This is a genomic window from Pseudomonas sp. J380 (genome assembly GCF_009827115.1).
Taxonomy (GTDB): domain Bacteria; phylum Pseudomonadota; class Gammaproteobacteria; order Pseudomonadales; family Pseudomonadaceae; genus Aquipseudomonas; species Aquipseudomonas paracarnis.
In genome coordinates this window covers 4376911-4395089 of record NZ_CP043060.1, presented here as the reverse complement: position 1 = coordinate 4395089, position 18179 = coordinate 4376911, and the positions used below count along the sequence as shown (strand labels likewise).

The following is an 18179-nucleotide window of genomic DNA, read 5'->3' as shown; positions in this document are numbered from 1 at the left end:
ATCCGGTCAAGTGTGGGAGCTGGCTTGCCTGCGATGAAGGCGACGCGGTTTCAAACAGGCTTGGCGCCCATGAGCCCTGCAATCGCCACAAACCCCACCAGGCTGACCACCGCCAGCACCAGGGTGAAATTCAGGCTCCCGCCCTCGCCCTTGCGCAGCCGATTGAGCCGCGCCACCAGCCAGAACCAGGCCAGCGCCGCCACGGTGTAGAGGATGCTGGAGCCCAAGATCCAGGTTTGCCCCAATGGCCAGCCGAGCAAGTGCACCAGCCACCATCCGGTAAAGGGCATGCTCACCAGGCAAATTCCCATCAGCAGCCATACAAATGCCCAGGGGCGCTGCACGGTCGCGGCCGGGCCGGCGCTGCGTTTACGCCACGCCAATACGGCCAGGCCGAGGCCGCTGAGCAGCAGCAATACGGTGGCGGTGATGTGGATCACCTTGAGGGTGGTCAGCGTTTCCATGGTCTCTATTCCTTATAGGCCGCTCAGTCAGCGTAGTCGCTCAACCGAGGAACAGCTGGTAAGCCGGGTTTTCGCTTTCATCCCAGTACGGGTAACCGATTTGCGCCAACGCGGCAGGCACCAGGTGGCGCTCGTCCGCCGGTACTTGCAAGCCCGCCACCACTCGGCCGTCAGCCGCGCCGTGGTTGCGGTAGTGGAACATCGAGATGTTCCAGCGCCCGCCGAGCTTGTGGAGAAAGTTGAACAACGCCCCCGGCCGCTCCGGAAACTCGAAACGAAACACCAGCTCGTCGCTGACTTTGGCCGCATGCCCGCCGACCATATGGCGAATGTGCAACTTGGCCAGTTCGTTCTCGGTAAGGTCCAGCACCGGGAAACCCTGGCTGGTCAAACTGGCCACCAACGCGCTGCGCGGGTCGTTCTCCGGGTGGGTCTGCACGCCGACGAAAATGTGCGCTTCGCTGCCGGAGTGGTAGCGGTAATTGAATTCGGTGATCTGGCGCTTGCCCACCGCCTCGCAGAAGGCCTTGAAGCTGCCCGGCCGCTCGGGGATGGTCACCGCGATAATGGCCTCACGGCCTTCACCGAGTTCGGCGCGCTCGGCCACATGGCGCAAACGGTCGAAGTTGACGTTGGCGCCCGAGTCGATGGCGACAAAGGTCTGGCCGCTGACACCGCGGGTCTCGACGTACTTTTTGATCCCGGCCACGCCCAGCGCACCCGCCGGCTCGGTGATGGAGCGGGTGTCGTCGTAGATGTCCTTGATCGCCGCACAGATTTCATCGGTGCTGACGGTGATCACTTCATCCACATAGTCTTTGCAGATGTCGAAGGTGTGCTGGCCGATCTGCGCCACTGCCACGCCGTCTGCAAAGAGGCCGACGGTCGGCAATACCACGCGCTCGCCCGCCGCCATGGCGGCTTGCAGGCAGTTGGAATCGTCCGGCTCCACGCCGATGATCTTGATCTCCGGGCGCAGGTATTTCACGTACGCCGCAATCCCGGCGATCAGACCGCCGCCGCCCACCGGTACGAAAATCGCGTCCAGCGGCCCTGGGTGCTGGCGCAGGATTTCCATCGCCACGGTGCCCTGCCCGGCAATGGTGTGCGGATCATCGTAGGGGTGGATGTAGACGTAGCCTTTTTCGTCGACCAATTTGAGCGAGTAGGCCAGGGCTTCCGGGAAGGAATCACCGTGCAGCACCACTTTGCCGCCACGGGAGCGCACGCCTTCGACCTTGATCTCCGGGGTGGTCTTGGGCATCACGATGGTGGCTTTCACCCCCAGCACCTTGGCCGCCAGGGCCAGGCCCTGGGCATGGTTGCCGGCCGACGCGGTGACGACGCCGCGCGCACGTTCTTCGGCACTGAGCTGGGTCAGCTTGTTGTAGGCGCCGCGAATCTTGAACGAGAACACCGGCTGCAAGTCTTCGCGCTTGAGCCAAATCTTGTTACCCAGCCGCTCGGAGAGCTGGCGGGCAGTCTGCAAGGGGGTTTCCACGGCGATGTCGTAAACGCGCGAGGTGAGGATTTTTTTGACGTAGTGTTCAAGCATCGGCAGGCATCTACTTCACGGGTTGGGCAGGGCCAAGGAGTCTAACCCAGCGTTTGGCCGGGCGACCACACGAATCCCGAGGTTTTGTTGGGTTATACTCGCCGCCCTCGTTAATTCCCCGCCCGTTCCGGAGCCCGCATGACCCAGGATCAACTCAAACAGGCAGTGGCCCAGGCCGCTGTCGATTTAATCCTTCCTAAGCTCGACGACAAGAGCATCGTCGGTGTCGGCACCGGTTCCACCGCCAACTGCTTTATCGACGCACTGGCCCGGCACAAGGGCGCGTTCGACGGCGCCGTGGCCAGTTCCGAAGCCACCGCCGCCCGCCTCAAGGGCCATGGCATTCCAGTGTACGAGCTCAACACCGTGAGCGACCTGGAGTTCTACGTCGACGGCGCCGATGAAAGCGACGAGCACCTGAACCTGATCAAAGGCGGCGGCGCGGCCCTGACCCGCGAGAAGATTGTCGCGGCCGTGGCCAAGACCTTCATTTGCATCGCCGACGCAAGCAAGCTGGTTCCCGTGCTGGGCACGTTCCCACTGCCGGTGGAAGTCATCCCCATGGCCCGCAGCCACGTGGCCCGCGAGCTGGTGAAACTGGGCGGCGACCCGGTGTACCGCGAAGGTGTGTTGACCGACAACGGCAACATCATCCTCGACGTGTTCAATATGCAGATCACCAACCCGGTGGAGCTTGAGACGCAGATCAACGCCATTGTGGGCGTGGTCACCAACGGCCTGTTCGCAGCGCGCCCGGCGGATGTATTGCTGCTGGGCACCCCGGAAGGCGTGAAAACCCTCAAGGCCTGACCCTGTGGGAGCCGGGCTTGCCCGCGATGCAGACGACTCGGTGTATCAATGGATACCGAGGCGATGCCATCGCAGGCAAGCCAGCTCCCACATGTGTTAGCGCTCGACTCTAGAGCGATGTAACAAAAACGCTACTTTTCGCAGCACTCCTCGCCAAAACCGTGCGCTCTGTCACGGCATCCCCTGCCACGCCTGGTATCCAATCCGTTACAAATTACAGCCACGCGACCCACGCGTTTAACAATGCGCCAATTCGCAGCCGCCCATGGAATGAGGCGCGCATTGTGCAAAGGGTCTGGGCTTGCACATTCCCATCACCTCAAGGAAGACCTTGTGATAAAGCCTCTAGCCTTCGCCATCAGCGTTGCCGGTGCCCTGCTGTCCACGCATACCCAGGCCTACGATTACGGCCAGCACGCCAACACCACCCTGGAAAAACTGATCAACGACTACCCTGGCCGATATCGAGGCACGGCAAATTTTGCCGGGGCAGCCGACTGGATGCAGAGCCAGATGGGCACGGCCTATAGCTTCAGCCGCCAGGACTTCACCTGGAACAACGGCAGCCGGGCTTCGCAAAACGTGGTGGCCTCTGCCGCTGGTACCAAGGCCCAGTACGTGGTGATTGGCGCGCACTTCGACACTTACTTCGGCCGCCCGACCCTGCAAGGCCTGGATGACAACGGTTCCGGCGCCAGCGTGTTGACCGAGGTGGCGAAGAACCTCGGCGGCCTGTCACTGGAAAATGGCCTGCAAATCGTTGGCTTCGGCGCCGAAGAAGAAGGCCTGCGCGGCTCCCGTGCCTTTGTCGACTCACTCAGCGCCAGCCAGCGCGCCAACATGCTCGCGATGATCAACCTCGACAGCCTGATCACCGGCGACATGATGTATGCCCACGCCGGCCAGAACAGCACCGCCAACCCGGCCTTGGCCTCCTTGCGCGAGCACGCCTTCCAGATCGCCAAGGAGTTGAACATTCCCTTGTTCAGCAACCCCGGCCTCGACCCGCAGTACCCGAAGGGCACGGGCTGCTGCAGCGATGGTGAAGCGTTCGAACCGCTGAATATCCCGATCCTTTATATAGAGGCCACCAACTGGGAACTGGGCGACCTGGACGGCTACACCCAGACCGACAACCCGAAAATCCCCGGCGGCTCGACCTGGCACGACCCGAACGAAGACAACAAAGCCGTGCTGACCGATGCGTTCGGCCAGGCGCGCATCGACCAGCGCCTGCGTGACTATTCACGCCTGCTCAGCCGCCTGGTGCTGGAACTGACCAACGCCGACCTGATGGCCTCGACCGCTTCTGGCGGTGCCGTTGCGCGCAATATGCAAGACAACCTGCAGCGCCAGCATCAGGCCCTGGTGCGCCTGCATGATCGCCGCTGGCTGACCCTGCAAGCGGCCAGCCGCGAGGTCGCAAGCTTCGATGGCGAGATCGGTGTGGATGGCGAATACAACCCGGACAGCGGCTTCGACACGGCCCCCAACCCCGAAGCTCGGCGCGTGGGCCTGCATGCCCTCGGCGACTACCAACTGACTTCAAGCCTGAATATCGGCGCCAGCCTCAGCTACCTCAATGGGCGCGACAAATTGGAGCATCGCGGCAAGCTCGACAGCGACACCTGGCAGGCAGCCGTCTATGCGCTGCTCAACGATGGCGGGCCAAGCTGGCTGGCCGGTGACCTGAGCGTGGGCCACACGCGCTTCGACTCCAAGCGCAACCTGGTCATCCAGGCCAATGGCGGGCCGATCCTGCTCAATCAGCAACTGACGGGCGACACCGATGCCCTGGCGTTGGGCGCACGAGTGCTGGGTGGCTATGACTTTGACTTTGGCGCGATCAAGAGCGGGCCGTTCGCCGGCCTGGACTACAGCCATTACCGCATCGACAAGTTCCACGAAAAGCAGAACCTGCGCACGGCCCTGGAGTACGAAGAGCAGTCTTTCGACTCCCTGGAAGCCAGCCTCGGTTGGCGCGTGCGCGGCGCTGTTGCCCTGCCCTATGGCCTGAACCTGATGCCCTACGGCGACATCGCCTGGGTCAAGGAATTGGCCGACGGCCGCCTGGACGACCTGCAACTCACCGCACGCGCCGATGGCCAGGCCCGCACCGCCAGGCTGGGCTCAGTGGATAAGAGCTTCGCTCGCGCACAACTCGGCAGCCAACTGGCGATCACCCCACAGTTGGGCGTGTTTGCCGAGGTCAATGGCCGCCTAGGGCATGCTGAAGGCAGCCAGACCGGTTATTCACTGGGTGTGCAATGGATGTTCTGATCAGGGTTTCTTGAACACGTAAAACAGGTTGGGCTCGCTGACCATGTACAGCGTGCCGTCGTCATCCATGGCGATCCCTTCGGCCTGGGGCACGCGCTTGCTCAGCCCATGGCGCCCTTTAAGCAACGACAGACTGCTTAGAGGGCGACCATCAATATCCAGCTCCAAGACCAGGAACGACTCATCCGACAGCGCCAACAGATGGCCACTGCGCTCGTCGTATTGCAGGCTCGACAGGTCGCGCACAAACAGCCCGGCATCGCGCTTGGGGTTGTTGATCACATGTACCGAATAGGTTTTTTCCGGCTTGAAATGGGGAAACCCGTGCACCTCGTAGATCAGCATGGGGTCGCGTTCCTTGGCCACGAACAAGCGCTTGCCCACCGAGTCGTAGGCCAACCCTTCAAAGCCCTTGTTGCCGCCAACGTGCACGCCCAGGGTCATTTGCTCCGCATCGGCGGCGTCGAGGAACGTGGTGTCATCGTCCACATGCACTTTGATCAAGCGCTGCTGGCGCTCATCGCTGATGACGTAGATGTTGTCGCTGATAAATTCCACCGCTTCGGCATCGCCAAAGCCCACCAGCGGAATGCGCCGCAGGATCTTGCCCTCCAGCGACAACTCGACCAGTTCGGCGTTTTTATTGGTGACGGTAAACAGGCTTTTGCGCACGGGGTCGTAGGTCAGGGCCGAGACATCGTCGTCGAGCCCTTCGATCACCTGGCCTTCGAGGGTGACACGGTAGTCCGCCAGGCCAATGGCGCGCTCATCCGCAGGCTGGTACCACACCTGCCAGTTGAACCAGGCGCGTTCGAACAGGCGGAACTGCTGTGCCACCAGCCCGGCAGCGACCAAGGCGAGCAACAGCAGGATAAAAACAGCAGGTTTGGGGCGGGCAAGTCGACGCATCGGGGCGGGCTCAGAGAAAAAACTGGCGAATAGATATCAAGGTCACCTGAATTTAAACTTAAACGCACCGGACTGCCTGGCGAATGCCGTTTATAAAGAAAACTCTGACGTAATTCGTCAGTTATTTCTGCTTTTCAAAGCGATAGAACAGGTTTGGCTCACTGACCATGTACAGATTGCCGCTCTCGTCCATGGTCACGCCTTCGGCACGTGGGATCGTGTCTTTCAGGCCATTGAAGCCGCCAAGCAAGGTCATGAAGCTGACTTGCTCGCCCGTTTCATCCAGTTCCAGCAGCAGGTGGGAATCGGCCGACAGCACCAGCAAATGCCCGGTACGTGGGTCGATGGACAGGGCCGACAGGTTGCGCACATCCAGTTCGGTGCTGGCCAGTTTTTGCTTGTCGCCGGTCAGCGTATTGCCATCGCTTTTCCAGGTAAACAAGGCCGGCGGACGCTCTTCGCCCAGCACCAGCTGCTGGTTGCGCTTGTCCCAGGTGACGGCTTCAAAGGCTTTGTTCTGATCTTTGGACGGGCCCAGGTCATGGCTGGGGAAATCGGCCTTGTTCAGCGCCGTAGTGCCGGCGTCGACCTTGACCACGGTCAGGCTGTGATCGCGTTCATCGACCACCGCCATCAAGCCGTTTTCCATCACCGCCACGCCTTCCGGATTGTTCCAACCGTTGAGCGGCATTTTGCGCAACACATCGCCTTGCAGGCTCAACTCGACCAGGAAGGGGTTCTTGCCCATCACCGAAAACAGGGTTTTGGTCTGAGGGTTGTAGGACAGGTCCGAAGCCTCATCCTTCTCCATACCGGGCAGCAACTTGGCGTCGATCACCGCGTGATAGTCGGGCAGCCACACACTCTCCCGGCGCTCAGCCGAACTCTCGAAACGCTCCAGCACCCACAGCAGACCGCGATCGTCCCAGTGCATGGCCCAGGCCACGCCATACAAAATGGCACCGGCCAAGAACACCCAGGAATACCAGCGCATGGACAAGCGGGAGCGGAGCGAGGTTTTCGAAGTGGGCAAAGGCACGACCATTGAGCGCTTTTCCGGAAAGTGAGCCGTAGGGGATAGCACAGGATTCAAGGCCCCGCGCGCAAGAGCAGGGAATTATCCGGATGGCGTGTGAAAAAAATGCAAAACGCCGGATCCTGCAGATGTACACAAACAACTGTGGGAGCGGGCTTGCCCGCGATTGAGGGCGTTCAGTCAACTATTCAGTGACTGTCACACTGCCATCGCGGGCAAGCCCGCTCCCACAGTTTAATTGCAGTTTGGCAGTGATTTAGCGCACAACGCTTTCGAAGCGATTGACACCCGCCAGCTCCAACACCACTTCATCCCCCACATTCAACGGGCCAACGCCCGCCGGGGTGCCGGTCAGGATCACGTCGCCCGCTTGCAGGGAGAAGCAACCCGCCATGTACTGAATCATCGGCACAATCGGGTTGAGCATCTGCGCGCTGTTGCCGTCCTGGCGCACTTCACCGTTGATGCTCAGGCGAATGCCGATATCGGTCACGTCTGCAAAGGTACTGCTGACCACGAAGGGGGCAATCACCGCCGCGCCATCGAAAGACTTGGCGATTTCCCACGGCAGGCCCTTGGCTTTGAGCTCGGCCTGTTTGTCGCGCAGGGTCAGGTCCAGGGCCGGGGCGAAGCCCGAGATGGCGTCCAGCACTTCTTCCCGGCTCGGCTTGGCGGACAAAGGCTTGCCGATCAACACGGCGATTTCCGCTTCGTAGTGCACCGAACCGCGTTCGGTCGGAATGGCAAAGCCGCCTTCCAACGGCACCACGCAGCTGCCCGGCTTGATGAACAGCAGCGGCTCGGTAGGCACCGGGTTGTCCAGTTCCTTGGCGTGTTCGGCGTAGTTACGCCCGATGCACACCACTTTACCCACCGGGAAGTGGATGTTGGTGCCGTCGACATACTTGTGCTGGTAGCTCATGGAACGACTCCTTCAGGTGCGGTTAAACAGCGAAGATCTTGCCGGGGTTCATGATCCCGTTAGGGTCGAACACGGCTTTGACGGCCTTCATATATTCGATTTCAACCGGTGAACGGCTGTAGGTCAGGTAATCGCGCTTGGTCATGCCCACGCCGTGCTCGGCGGAGATCGAGCCGTTGTACTTGGCGACGGTCTCGAATACCCACTTGTTCACGGTGGCGCACTTGGCAAAGAACTCGTCTTTGCTCAGGTTTTCCGGCTTGAGGATGTTCAGGTGCAGGTTGCCGTCACCGATATGGCCGAACCAGACGATTTCGAAGTCCGGGTAGTGTTCACCGACGATCGCGTCAATTTCGCTCAGGAACGCTGGCACTTTCGACACGGTCACCGAGATGTCGTTCTTGTACGGCGTCCAGTGGGAAATGGTTTCGGAGATGTACTCGCGCAGTTTCCACAGGTTGTGCAGTTGGGTTTCGCTCTGGCTCATCACGCCATCCAGCACCCAGCCCTGCTCCACGCAATGTTCGAAAGTTTCCAGAGCGTGGTTGGCGACTTCTTCGGTGGTGGCTTCAAATTCCAGCAACGCGTAGAACGGGCACTCGGTTTCGAACGGCGCCGGCACGTCGCCACGGCCAAGGACTTTGGCGAGGGCCTTGTCGGAAAAAAATTCGAAGGCGGTCAGGTCCAGCTTGCTCTGGAAGGCGTGCAGCACCGGCATGATCGAGTCGAAATCAGTCGTGCCGAGCACCATCGCCGTGAGGTTCTTTGGCGCACGGTCCAGGCGCATGGTGGCTTCGACCACAAAGCCCAGGGTGCCCTCAGCGCCGATAAACAGCTGGCGCATGTCGTAGCCGGTGGCGTTCTTGATCAGGTCGCGGTTCAGCTCCAGCACATCGCCTTTGCCGGTGACGACCTTCATGCCGGCCACCCAGTTGCGGGTCATACCGTAGCGAATCACTTTGATCCCGCCGGCATTGGTGCCGATATTGCCGCCAATCTGACTGGAACCGGACGAGGCGAAGTCCACCGGATAATACAGGCCGTTTTCTTCTGCGACGTTCTGCAGTTGCTTGGTGACCACACCCGGCTGGCACACGGCGGTGCGGTCGGTGAGGTTCACGTCGAGGATCTGGTTCATATAGTCGAACGACACCACCACTTCGCCGTTGGCGGCAACGGCAGCAGCCGACAAGCCCGTGCGCCCGCCCGATGGCACCAGCGCCACCTTGTGCTCATTGGCCCAACGCACGATGGCCTGTACCTGCTCGGTGGTCTTGGGGAACACGATGGCGCTAGGTGCGGGAGCGAAGTGCTTGGTCCAATCCTTGCCGTAAGCCTCCAGGGAGTCGGCGTCGGTCAGCACTTTGCCGGGCTCAACCAGGGTCTTTAGCTCATCAATCAGGGCAGGATGGGTCATCGACAGAACTCTCGAACAATTCATGGTCATCCTGAGAACGCTTCACGTCGCAGGAATAGGTGTTTAGCGGGGTGCGTATGCTAGCATACCGCCCCCGCAGGACAGACCCAAAGGGCGTTTCTGCGGTGACGGCTTTCCTGCCGTCCGGGTCAGCTTGCGCTGCTCGACTCCCTGCCAATTTTCTCCGGGATACAGGTTTACGCAGATGAGCAAGACTTCTCTCGATAAGAGCAAGATCAAGTTCCTTCTTCTGGAAGGCGTCCACCCATCGGCTGTCGACGTTCTGAAAGCCGCCGGGTACACCAGCATTGAGTACATCACCAGTTCTCTGCCGGAAGCCCAGCTCAAGGAAAAGATCGCCGACGCGCACTTTATCGGCATTCGCTCCCGCACTCAGCTGACCGAAGAGATCTTCGACCACGCCAAGAAACTCGTGGCTGTCGGCTGTTTCTGCATCGGCACCAACCAGGTCGACCTCAATGCAGCGCGCGAGCGCGGCATCGCGGTGTTCAACGCACCGTACTCCAACACCCGTTCCGTGGCGGAGCTGGTGCTGGCCGAGGCCATCCTGCTGCTGCGCGGTATCCCTGAGAAGAACGCTTCCTGCCACCGTGGCGGCTGGATCAAGAGCGCGGCCAACTCCTTCGAAATCCGCGGCAAGAAGCTGGGTATCGTCGGCTACGGCTCGATCGGCACGCAACTGTCGGTGTTGGCTGAAGGCCTGGGCATGCAGGTGTTCTTCTACGACACCCTGACCAAGCTGCCATTGGGCAACGCCACCCAAGTGGCCAGCCTGACCGAGCTGCTGGGCATGTCCGACATCGTCACCCTGCACGTTCCGGAAACGGCCGAGACCCAGTGGATGATCGGTGAGAAGGAAATCCGCGCGATCAAGAAAGGCGGGATCCTGATCAACGCCGCTCGCGGCACCGTGGTCGAGCTGGATGCCCTGGCCGACGCGATCAAGGACAAGCACCTGATCGGCGCTGCCATCGACGTGTTCCCGGTGGAGCCGCGCTCCAACGATGACATCTTCGAAAGCCCGCTGCGTGGCCTGGACAACGTGATCCTGACCCCGCACATCGGCGGCTCCACCGCTGAAGCCCAAGCCAACATCGGCCTGGAAGTCTCGGAAAAACTGGTCAAGTACAGCGACAACGGTACCTCGGTATCGTCGGTCAACTTCCCGGAAGTGGCCCTGCCGGCTCACCCGGGCAAGCACCGTCTGCTGCACATCCACCAGAACATCCCTGGCGTGATGATGGAGATCAACAAGGTCTTCGCCGAAAACGGCATCAACATCTCCGGTCAGTTCCTGCAGACCAACGAGAAGGTCGGCTACGTGGTGATCGACGTCGACGCCGAGTACTCGGACCTGGCGCAAGAGAAGCTGCAGCACATCAACGGCACTATTCGTAGCCGCGTGTTGTTCTAGTAGGATCGAGCTTGCTCGCGAAGAACGTCAACGATGACGCGTTTAAGCTGTTTAAACGCGGTGCCCTTGGGATTTTCGCGAGCAAGCTCGCTCCTACAAATAAAAACGGGAGCCCCGCAACGGGCTCCCGTTTTTTTATTTGACGTTAACAGTGATCACTTTCGATGCAACAGTGGGCTCGAACTGGCGATGCACGTTGTCGCCGGCCACCAGTTGCAGGGTGTGCTTGCCTGGCGTCAGGGTCAGCTCGGTTTCGGTCTGCGCCTTGCCGAAGTGAATCGAGGTAGGCGTGGCCGGGATCGCCTCATTGGCGTTGAGCGACTCCACCTTCTGGTCTACCAACAGATGGTGGTGCCCGGCGTTAGGCACTTGCTTGTCGATCGGTTCCAGGTCCAGCTTCTTGACGCCGAATTTGACGGTGAAGGTTTTATCAACGGTGGCGCCATCTTTCGGCGAGACGATGAACACTTCGGCACCTTCAGGCGCAGGCGTACGAGGAAGGTCTGCGGCACTGGCCAACATCGAGGTACCCAGCAAAAGGCTGGCAATCGTTGCACGGGACAAAAGGGCTTTCATTCGCTTCTCCAGTTTTTCGGTGAAATCTGTAGGGTTATGACAACTTCGCGATAAATTGCGGTCCAAGGCACCCGATACCATAACAAAACGTTGCTGAACGGCGCCTCGCCTGTACGAATTCTTTAGGAGTGACCATGCGCTTTTCGCCTGGCCTGTTGCTGTTGCTTGCTCTTCTGAGCCCCTTGGCTCATGCCGAACTGATTGACGACGTAAACGATCGCGGTGAACTGCGCATCGCCCTGGAAGCCAATACTCCGCCGTACAATTTCAAAGAGGGCGACAAACTCGCCGGCTTTGAAGTGGAGCTGGGTGAACTGCTGGCCAAGGAAATGGAGGTGCGCTCCTCGTTTATCACCACCGATAACGCTGACCTGCTTTCCGGCGTGGAAACCGGCAAGTACGACGTGGCCATTAACCATATGGCTATGACTGCCGAGCTTGAGGATCGTTTCGATTTCAGTGAGCCTTATCACCAGAAGCCGGCATTGGCGATCCCGTTCCAGAAGGGCAACCCGGCGTTCAAGACCAGTTTGAACGGGGCGTTGAAGCGGGTTAAGGACGATGGCCGGTTGAAGGCGCTGTCGCAGAAATGGCTCAAGGTGCAATAAATGTGGGAGCTGGCAAGCCAGCTCCCACATTTGATCTGTTTAAGCTTCTTAAAGCTGCGTGAGGGCCGCCGCCGCCTCAGGCAACTGCAACTCACTGAACACCTGCACACCATGGCGCTTGAGCAGCGCCGCCGTGACGCCTTCGCCACTGACCTTCACCCCGCTGAAGGTGCCGTCATAGGTCAACAGATTGCCGCAGGATGGGCTGTTGGCCTTGAGAATGGCGATGCGGATGTGATGCCGTTGCACCAGCGCCAAGGCTTGGCGGGCACCGTCGAGAAAGGCGCTGGTGAAGTCTTCGCCCTCGGCCGTCAGCACCTGGGCGCGGCCTTCCCACACGTCGATGCCCTGCCCGCCTGGGATTTCGGCCGAGGGCCGCGGTGTGGGCAAGCCGCCCGCCACTTCCGGGCAGATGGCAACCACGCGACCTTCAGCTTGCCACGCCGCCAGTTGATCGAACGGGCCGCTGGCCCCGCCGTCATAGCGCACCTTGTGCCCGAGCAGGCAGCGGCTGACCAGAATCTTTTCCATGTTTAAAACGGCTCGTTGCCCCGCCGGCGAAACCAGCCCGTCAAGGACAGGCGTTCGCGCGTAGCGGGCAGGACTTCGTGAGGCACCTCGCCCGACAGGAATACCACCAGGCAGCCCCCGGTGGGCACCACGTCGTATTCGACACCGCCCTTGAGGTACATGCGCAGTTGGCCGCCATGCTCGGGCAGCCAGGCGTCGTTCAAGTAGATCACCGCCGAGACCATGCGCCGGTCATCGTCGCGAAAACGGTCTACATGTTTGAGGTAAAACGCGCCCGGCGGATACATCGCGAAGTGGCTTTCGAAATCTTCCAGGCCCAGGAACAGGCTGCGATTCATCGCCAGGCGCAGGCCGTCCATCACGCCCATGTAGGTATCGCAGATAGGCGCGTCCCCCTCCTCCAACCACTGGATATGGTCACCGCGAATGCCCTCGCGAATCTCCTGGGCCGGCCCACGACCTACTGCTGCGGGTGCCAGTTCACCTTGCGCCGCACGTTTACGGCACTCAGCCGCCAGCTCCAGGGTCAGAGCCTGGGGCAGGAAGCCATTTTGCTGCGACCAGCCTTTTTCGGCCAAGTCGTCGACGATGCGTTGCAGCAGCGGGTGTTCGAGGGGTATTTGCATGGCGCGCATAGTATCCATACGCCTGAAAATCCGACAGCGCCGTTGAGCGTCTGAATACACTTTAGTCAGGTGACTGATAGGACTTCTCGACAAATCCTACGCCCGACACGGACAATAGTGGCCGACTGACAGGAGTCCTTATGCGTCGTTTGTTTTTTTCTGTGTTGATGTTCTGCGTTTTGCCCGCCTGGGCAGACGGCCATGACCAGTTGTACAAGGTCGCCGGCTGGGCTGAACAACGTGCGCACTTCAATGACGCCCTCAGTGCCGCCCAGCAGCGCTACCGCAATAGCCTGCCGCCGGTGGTGTACCAGGCGCTGGTGGACAACAGCAATAAACGCTTTGCAGCCCAGGCCATGGACCAGCGTGCCGAGGCGCAATTGCGCAAGCACTTGCCCGACCCGAAACCTGCCCTGGCGTTTTTCCAATCGCCCCTGGGCCGCAAGATCGTCGCCGCCGAGTTGCTGGCCACGCGCCGCGACCAACTGGCAAAAAACGCCCAGGGTCTGCCTAAACTTGAAGCCGATGCCACCCGCAGCCTGATCATCGGCCACTTGGCCCAGGCCCTGCCCGCCCGCGAGGCCGGCGCCGAGGTCAGCCTGGCGATTGCGGGCGTGGCGGCCGACAGCTTGAGCCAGATGATCCCAGGCCTGCTCGGCGGCGGTCAGGCGCAAGGAATGTTGAATGGCCAGCGTGAGCGGTTGATGCAGCAGATCGACAAGGATTTGAACAATACCTTGCTGTATGTCTATCGGGATTTGTCCGACCCGGAGCTGGAAGAGTTCGCCACCTTTGCCGAGTCGCCGGAGGGCAAGGCGTATTACCAGGCCGCCCTTGCAGCCATTCGCGCAGGGCTTGCCGTTGGTCAAAGCACCTCAAGCCTGACACAGTAAACCCTGTCGGAGCTGGCTTGCCTGCCAGTGACACCGCTATCGCAGGCAAGCCAGCTCCCACATTTGGACTGCGTTATTTCAGGTGATCCGTGAGGAAGTTAAAATATGCTTCGCGAATCTGCGGAATTTCATTGGCCAAGTGATGCCGCCCCTGCTTGAGCATCAACACCTCAGGCCGGTCGAACTTACCCCGCAACACCTGCAAATTGTGCTGCCAGTCCACCGTCATATCTTCCTCACCCTGCACGATCACCGGGCGCCGGGGGCTGCGTGGTGCGGCTTCGATGCGTTTGATCCAGCGCGCCAGCGAACCCACCCAGGCGGTAGGCAGTTGGCGAGGCTGTAGCGGGTCGGCTTCCAGGAACGGCTTGAACGCAGGGTCGTTGGAGTTATCGCTGAAACGCCGGGCGATGCCTTTGACGAACGGGCGCAGCAGGTAATAGCTGACCTGCGACCAACCCCAGGCACGCGGCCGCACCAACGGCGACAGCAGGAAGGTCTTGCCCTGGGCCGGGCTTTGGGCACCGTGGTTGAGCAGGTGGTCCACCACGATGGCGCCGCCGGTGCTTTGCCCGAACAGGTGCCAGGGTTGCGGCAATTGCAGCGCCTTGGCCTCGACGAACAACGCCTGCACCACGCTCTGGTACACCGCAAAGTCATCGATGCTGGCGCGTGCGCCGCTGGACAAGCCATGGCCAGGCAGGTCGCAGGCGATCACCACGAAGCCCTGGTCCAACGCCCAATCCACCACATGGCGATACAGCCCCATGTGATCGTAGAAACCGTGGAACAGGAACATCGTCGCCACTGGCGCTGGCGGCCACCAGACCTGGGCCACCACCTCGAACCCATCCACCTGCAAGCGCCCCAGGCGGCTCACCGCCGGCACCTGGCGTGCGGCCAGGTCGAGCCCGTAGAAACGCTGGTAAACCCTCGCCTCGGCTGACAGCGGTTGCGCATCCACCAGGGGGCGCAAGCTTTCGCGCAGATGATCAGGGTCAAAGGTGACGGGCATAAAGGTTTCCAGACTTGCGGTGAAGATGAATATCGAGCTGCGATATTCATCTGTCAGGACAAGCATGGCAAGCTACGCGACCTGCGAGGATACATCCAATGCGACCGCCCTACCGTAACGCCCTGTTCGCCAGCCTGATCCTGGTTATCTGCGCCGGTGTGCTGTGGGCGGCCTATGACTGGTTCCAGGGCCGCTACCTACGCGCCTTCAGCGAACACACCGCGGTATTTTCCGGGGATACGCTGCAACTGCCCGCAGCTCTCAGCGGCCCTGGCCCGATTCGCCTGGTGCACTTCTGGGACCCGGCCTGCCCGTGCAATGTCGGTAACCAGCAACACCTGGGCGAGTTGATCGAGCAGTACGCGCCCCAAGGGGTGGAGTTCTATGCCCTGCAAAAACCCGGCAGCCACGGCCAGTTGCCCGAGAACCTGCGCCATCTGAAAGTCCTCGATGCCCTGCCCGGCGCGGACCAGATCCCCGCCAGCCCGGCCGTGGGCATTTGGGACCGCACCGGCAAGCTGGCGTATTTCGGCCCCTACAGCGAAGGCCTGACGTGCAACGCCAGCAACAGTTTTATCGAGCCAATCCTCAAGGCCCTCGGAGCCGGACGCGAAGTGAATGCCACTCACACCCTCGCGGTAGGCTGCTATTGTTCGTGGCCTAAGGATCTGTAGTCCGTCCACTTTGGTAAGGAATGTTCATGAAGCGCGTCTTGCAGGTTTTTGCGGTGCTGATTGTGCTGGTCGCCCTGGGCGTCGGTTGGTACGTCTACAGCAAACAACCCACGCGCCAGGGCACGGTGACGCTGGCGCACCTGCAAGGCTCGGTCACGGTGCGCTACGACGACCGTGGCGTACCGCATATCCGCGCCGAAAACGAAGCCGACCTGTACCGCGCCCTGGGCTATGTGCATGCCCAGGACCGCCTGTTCCAGATGGAGATCATGCGGCGCCTGGCCCGTGGCGAACTGGCCGAGGTGCTGGGGCCCAAGCTGCTGGAGACCGACAAACTGTTTCGCAGCCTGCGCATTCGCGAGCGTGCCTTGAGCTATGTGGAGCACATGGACCCTGGCTCAGCCTCGTCCAAGGCCCTGCAAGCCTACCTGGACGGGATCAACCAGTATCAGGACAGCCACGCCAGCCCCATGGAATTCGATGTGCTGGGCATCGCCAAGCGCCCGTTTACCGCCGAAGACAGCATCAGCGTCGCCGGGTACATGGCCTACAGCTTTGCCGCAGCCTTTCGTACCGAGCCGGTACTGACCTACGTGCGCGACCGGCTGGGCAGCGCCTACTTGAACGTCTTCGATCTCGACTGGCAACCCAAGGGCGCCCTCAACCTGGCGGCCAGCGATTGGCAGACGCTTGGCGCCATCGCCGCCCTGAGCGAAAAGGCCCTGGCCGACAACGGCCTGCCGCAGTTCGAAGGCAGCAATGCCTGGGCCGTCAGCGGCAGTCATACCCAAAGCGGCAAACCGTTGCTGGCGGGTGACCCTCATATCCGTTTCTCGGTGCCTTCGGTCTGGTACGAGGCGCAGCTGTCGGCGCCAGGCTTCGAGTTGTACGGCTACCACAACGCGCTGGTACCGGTGGCGTTCCTGGGGCACAACCTGGACTTCGGCTGGAGCCTGACCATGTTCCAGAACGACGACCTCGACCTGGTCGCCGAGAAGGTCAACCCGGACAACCCCAACCAGGTTTGGTATCACGGCCAATGGGTGGACATGAGCAGCAGCGAGCAGCAGATCCAGGTCAAGGGCCAGGCGCCGGTAACCCTCACCCTGCGCCGCTCGCCCCACGGCCCGATCATCAACGACGTGCTCGGTGATAACGCCGGCAGCACACCGATTGCCATGTGGTGGGCGTTCCTGGACAGTGAAAACCCGATCCTCGATGGTTTCTATCAGCTCAACCGTGCCGACACCCTGCCCAAGGCACGTGCCGCAGCCGCCAAGGTGTCGGCGCCAGGCCTGAACATCGTGTGGGCCAATGCCAAAGGCGATATCGGCTGGTGGGCGGCAGCGCAGTTGCCGATCCGCCCGGCCGGCGTCAACCCGGCGTTCATCCTCGACGGTAGCACTGCCCAGGCCGACAAGCTGGGTTTCTACCCCTTCAGTGCCAACCCCCAGGAAGAAAACCCGCCGCGCGGCTATGTGGTGTCCGCCAATGCCCAGCCGGCATCGCCCACCGGCATGCCGATCCCCGGTTATTACAACTTGGCTGACCGCGGCCAGCAGTTGAACGCGCAGTTGAGCGACACAAGCGTGAAGTGGGATGTGACCAACAGCCAGGCCCTGCAACTGGGCACCACCACCGCCTACGGCCCACGCCTGCTGGCACCGCTGTTGCCGGTGCTGCGCGAGGTGGTCAAGGACCCGGCGCAACTCAAACTGGTGGAGCAGCTTGCCAACTGGAAGGGTGACTACCCGCTGGACTCCACCAATGCCACGCTGTTCAACCAGTTGCTGTTCAACCTCAGCGACGCAACCTTTCACCCCAAACTCGGCGATGCCTTGTTCAAGACCCTGCTCGGCACCCGCGTGATCGACGCCGCATTGCCCCGCCTGGCCGCGTCGGCAGACTCGCCCTGGTGGAACGGCAATCGGGCCGACACCGTCAAGCTCGCCTGGGACAATAGCCTGGCCCACCTCAAGGCTACGTTCGGCGATGACCCGGCACAGTGGCAGTGGGGCAAGGCGCACACCCTGACCCACGGCCACCCGCTGGGCCTGCAAAAACCGCTGGATAAAATCTTCAACGTCGGCCCGTTCCCGGCACCGGGCAGCCACGAAGTGCCGAACAACCAGACCGCCCCGATTGGCCCGGCGCCGTGGCCTGTGACCTACGGCCCGTCGACACGGCGCCTGATCGACTTCGCCGACCCGGCCCACGCCCTCACCATCAACCCGGTGGGGCAAAGCGGTGTGCCCTTTGATACGCACTATGGCGACCAGGCGCAGAGCTATATCGAGGGCAGGTATGAGCAGGCGCACTTCAGTGAGGAGGAAGTGACGGCCAATACCCGCGGCACCTTGAAACTGCTACCCGCCCGATGATCGTTCCCACGCTCCGCGTGGGAATGCAGCCATGGACGCTCCGCGTC

The 18179-nt window shown here is 61.2% G+C and carries 17 protein-coding genes; 7 read left to right on the top strand and 10 right to left on the bottom strand.

What is annotated here, in order from left to right:
* Nucleotides 1–50: 50 nt before the first annotated feature.
* Both FXO12_RS19800 and ilvA read right to left on the bottom strand, forming a co-directional pair.
* Complete coding sequence (locus FXO12_RS19800; RefSeq protein ID WP_014720366.1) at nt 51–464, bottom strand: DUF2269 family protein; 414 nt, start codon at nt 462–464, stop codon at nt 51–53.
* 40 nt (nt 465–504) lie between these two features.
* On the bottom strand, nt 505–2019 hold the full coding sequence (gene ilvA, locus FXO12_RS19795; RefSeq protein WP_034128978.1) for a threonine ammonia-lyase, biosynthetic: 1515 nt from the start codon (nt 2017–2019) through the stop codon (nt 505–507).
* Between the two features lie 138 nt (nt 2020–2157).
* Here ilvA and rpiA point away from each other — a divergent pair, with 138 nt between their 5' ends.
* Nucleotides 2158–2829: a ribose-5-phosphate isomerase RpiA gene (gene rpiA / locus FXO12_RS19790; RefSeq protein ID WP_034128979.1), complete on the top strand. Its 672-nt coding sequence runs from the start codon at nt 2158–2160 to the stop codon at nt 2827–2829.
* 333 nt (nt 2830–3162) lie between these two features.
* Nucleotides 3163–5109 (top strand): autotransporter domain-containing protein, encoded by a 1947-nt coding sequence (locus FXO12_RS19785; RefSeq protein WP_060772776.1) that lies wholly within the window; start codon nt 3163–3165, stop codon nt 5107–5109.
* Here the strand turns inward: FXO12_RS19785 and FXO12_RS19780 are convergent, their stop codons facing one another.
* From FXO12_RS19780 to FXO12_RS19765, 4 genes are all read right to left on the bottom strand, one after another.
* Nucleotides 5110–6018 carry an SdiA-regulated domain-containing protein gene (locus FXO12_RS19780; RefSeq protein WP_034128981.1) on the bottom strand — a complete coding sequence of 303 codons (909 nt, stop codon included), beginning with the start codon at nt 6016–6018 and terminating at the stop codon, nt 5110–5112.
* A gap of 121 nt (nt 6019–6139) precedes the next feature.
* Complete coding sequence (locus FXO12_RS19775) at nt 6140–7063, bottom strand: SdiA-regulated domain-containing protein (RefSeq protein ID WP_034128982.1); 924 nt, start codon at nt 7061–7063, stop codon at nt 6140–6142.
* Between the two features lie 247 nt (nt 7064–7310).
* The gene (locus FXO12_RS19770; protein WP_034128983.1) at nt 7311–7976 is read right to left on the bottom strand and encodes a fumarylacetoacetate hydrolase family protein; all 666 of its coding nucleotides are present in this window, start codon (nt 7974–7976) and stop codon (nt 7311–7313) included.
* A gap of 22 nt (nt 7977–7998) precedes the next feature.
* A complete protein-coding gene (locus FXO12_RS19765) occupies nt 7999–9393 on the bottom strand; it encodes an FAD-binding oxidoreductase (RefSeq protein ID WP_005792341.1) in 1395 nt (464 codons plus the stop codon).
* Between the two features lie 205 nt (nt 9394–9598).
* Between FXO12_RS19765 and serA the strand changes: the two genes are divergently transcribed.
* Nucleotides 9599–10828 (top strand): phosphoglycerate dehydrogenase, encoded by a 1230-nt coding sequence (serA, locus tag FXO12_RS19760; protein WP_003195214.1) that lies wholly within the window; start codon nt 9599–9601, stop codon nt 10826–10828.
* Between the two features lie 135 nt (nt 10829–10963).
* Here the strand turns inward: serA and FXO12_RS19755 are convergent, their stop codons facing one another.
* A complete protein-coding gene (locus FXO12_RS19755; RefSeq protein WP_034128985.1) occupies nt 10964–11404 on the bottom strand; it encodes a DUF4399 domain-containing protein in 441 nt (146 codons plus the stop codon).
* A gap of 134 nt (nt 11405–11538) precedes the next feature.
* Between FXO12_RS19755 and FXO12_RS19750 the strand changes: the two genes are divergently transcribed.
* Nucleotides 11539–12012, top strand: coding sequence for a transporter substrate-binding domain-containing protein (locus FXO12_RS19750; protein WP_057976426.1), 474 nt, complete (start codon nt 11539–11541; stop codon nt 12010–12012).
* 48 nt (nt 12013–12060) lie between these two features.
* On the opposite strand, the gene FXO12_RS19745 is transcribed toward FXO12_RS19750, so the two are convergent.
* Both FXO12_RS19745 and FXO12_RS19740 read right to left on the bottom strand, forming a co-directional pair.
* Nucleotides 12061–12543 (bottom strand): DUF523 domain-containing protein, encoded by a 483-nt coding sequence (locus FXO12_RS19745; protein WP_057976424.1) that lies wholly within the window; start codon nt 12541–12543, stop codon nt 12061–12063.
* A gap of 2 nt (nt 12544–12545) precedes the next feature.
* The gene (locus FXO12_RS19740; RefSeq protein ID WP_054895976.1) at nt 12546–13178 is read right to left on the bottom strand and encodes a 2OG-Fe(II) oxygenase; all 633 of its coding nucleotides are present in this window, start codon (nt 13176–13178) and stop codon (nt 12546–12548) included.
* A 131-nt stretch (nt 13179–13309) separates the two neighbouring features.
* Here FXO12_RS19740 and FXO12_RS19735 point away from each other — a divergent pair, with 131 nt between their 5' ends.
* Nucleotides 13310–14062: a DUF2059 domain-containing protein gene (locus FXO12_RS19735; RefSeq protein WP_003195224.1), complete on the top strand. Its 753-nt coding sequence runs from the start codon at nt 13310–13312 to the stop codon at nt 14060–14062.
* 73 nt (nt 14063–14135) lie between these two features.
* Here the strand turns inward: FXO12_RS19735 and FXO12_RS19730 are convergent, their stop codons facing one another.
* Complete coding sequence (locus FXO12_RS19730) at nt 14136–15077, bottom strand: alpha/beta hydrolase (protein ID WP_054896031.1); 942 nt, start codon at nt 15075–15077, stop codon at nt 14136–14138.
* A 98-nt stretch (nt 15078–15175) separates the two neighbouring features.
* Here FXO12_RS19730 and FXO12_RS19725 point away from each other — a divergent pair, with 98 nt between their 5' ends.
* A complete protein-coding gene (locus tag FXO12_RS19725; RefSeq protein WP_057976422.1) occupies nt 15176–15751 on the top strand; it encodes a DUF6436 domain-containing protein in 576 nt (191 codons plus the stop codon).
* Between the two features lie 26 nt (nt 15752–15777).
* Nucleotides 15778–18132 carry a penicillin acylase family protein gene (locus FXO12_RS19720; protein ID WP_057976421.1) on the top strand — a complete coding sequence of 785 codons (2355 nt, stop codon included), beginning with the start codon at nt 15778–15780 and terminating at the stop codon, nt 18130–18132.
* The last annotated feature ends 47 nt before the right edge of the window (nt 18133–18179 follow it).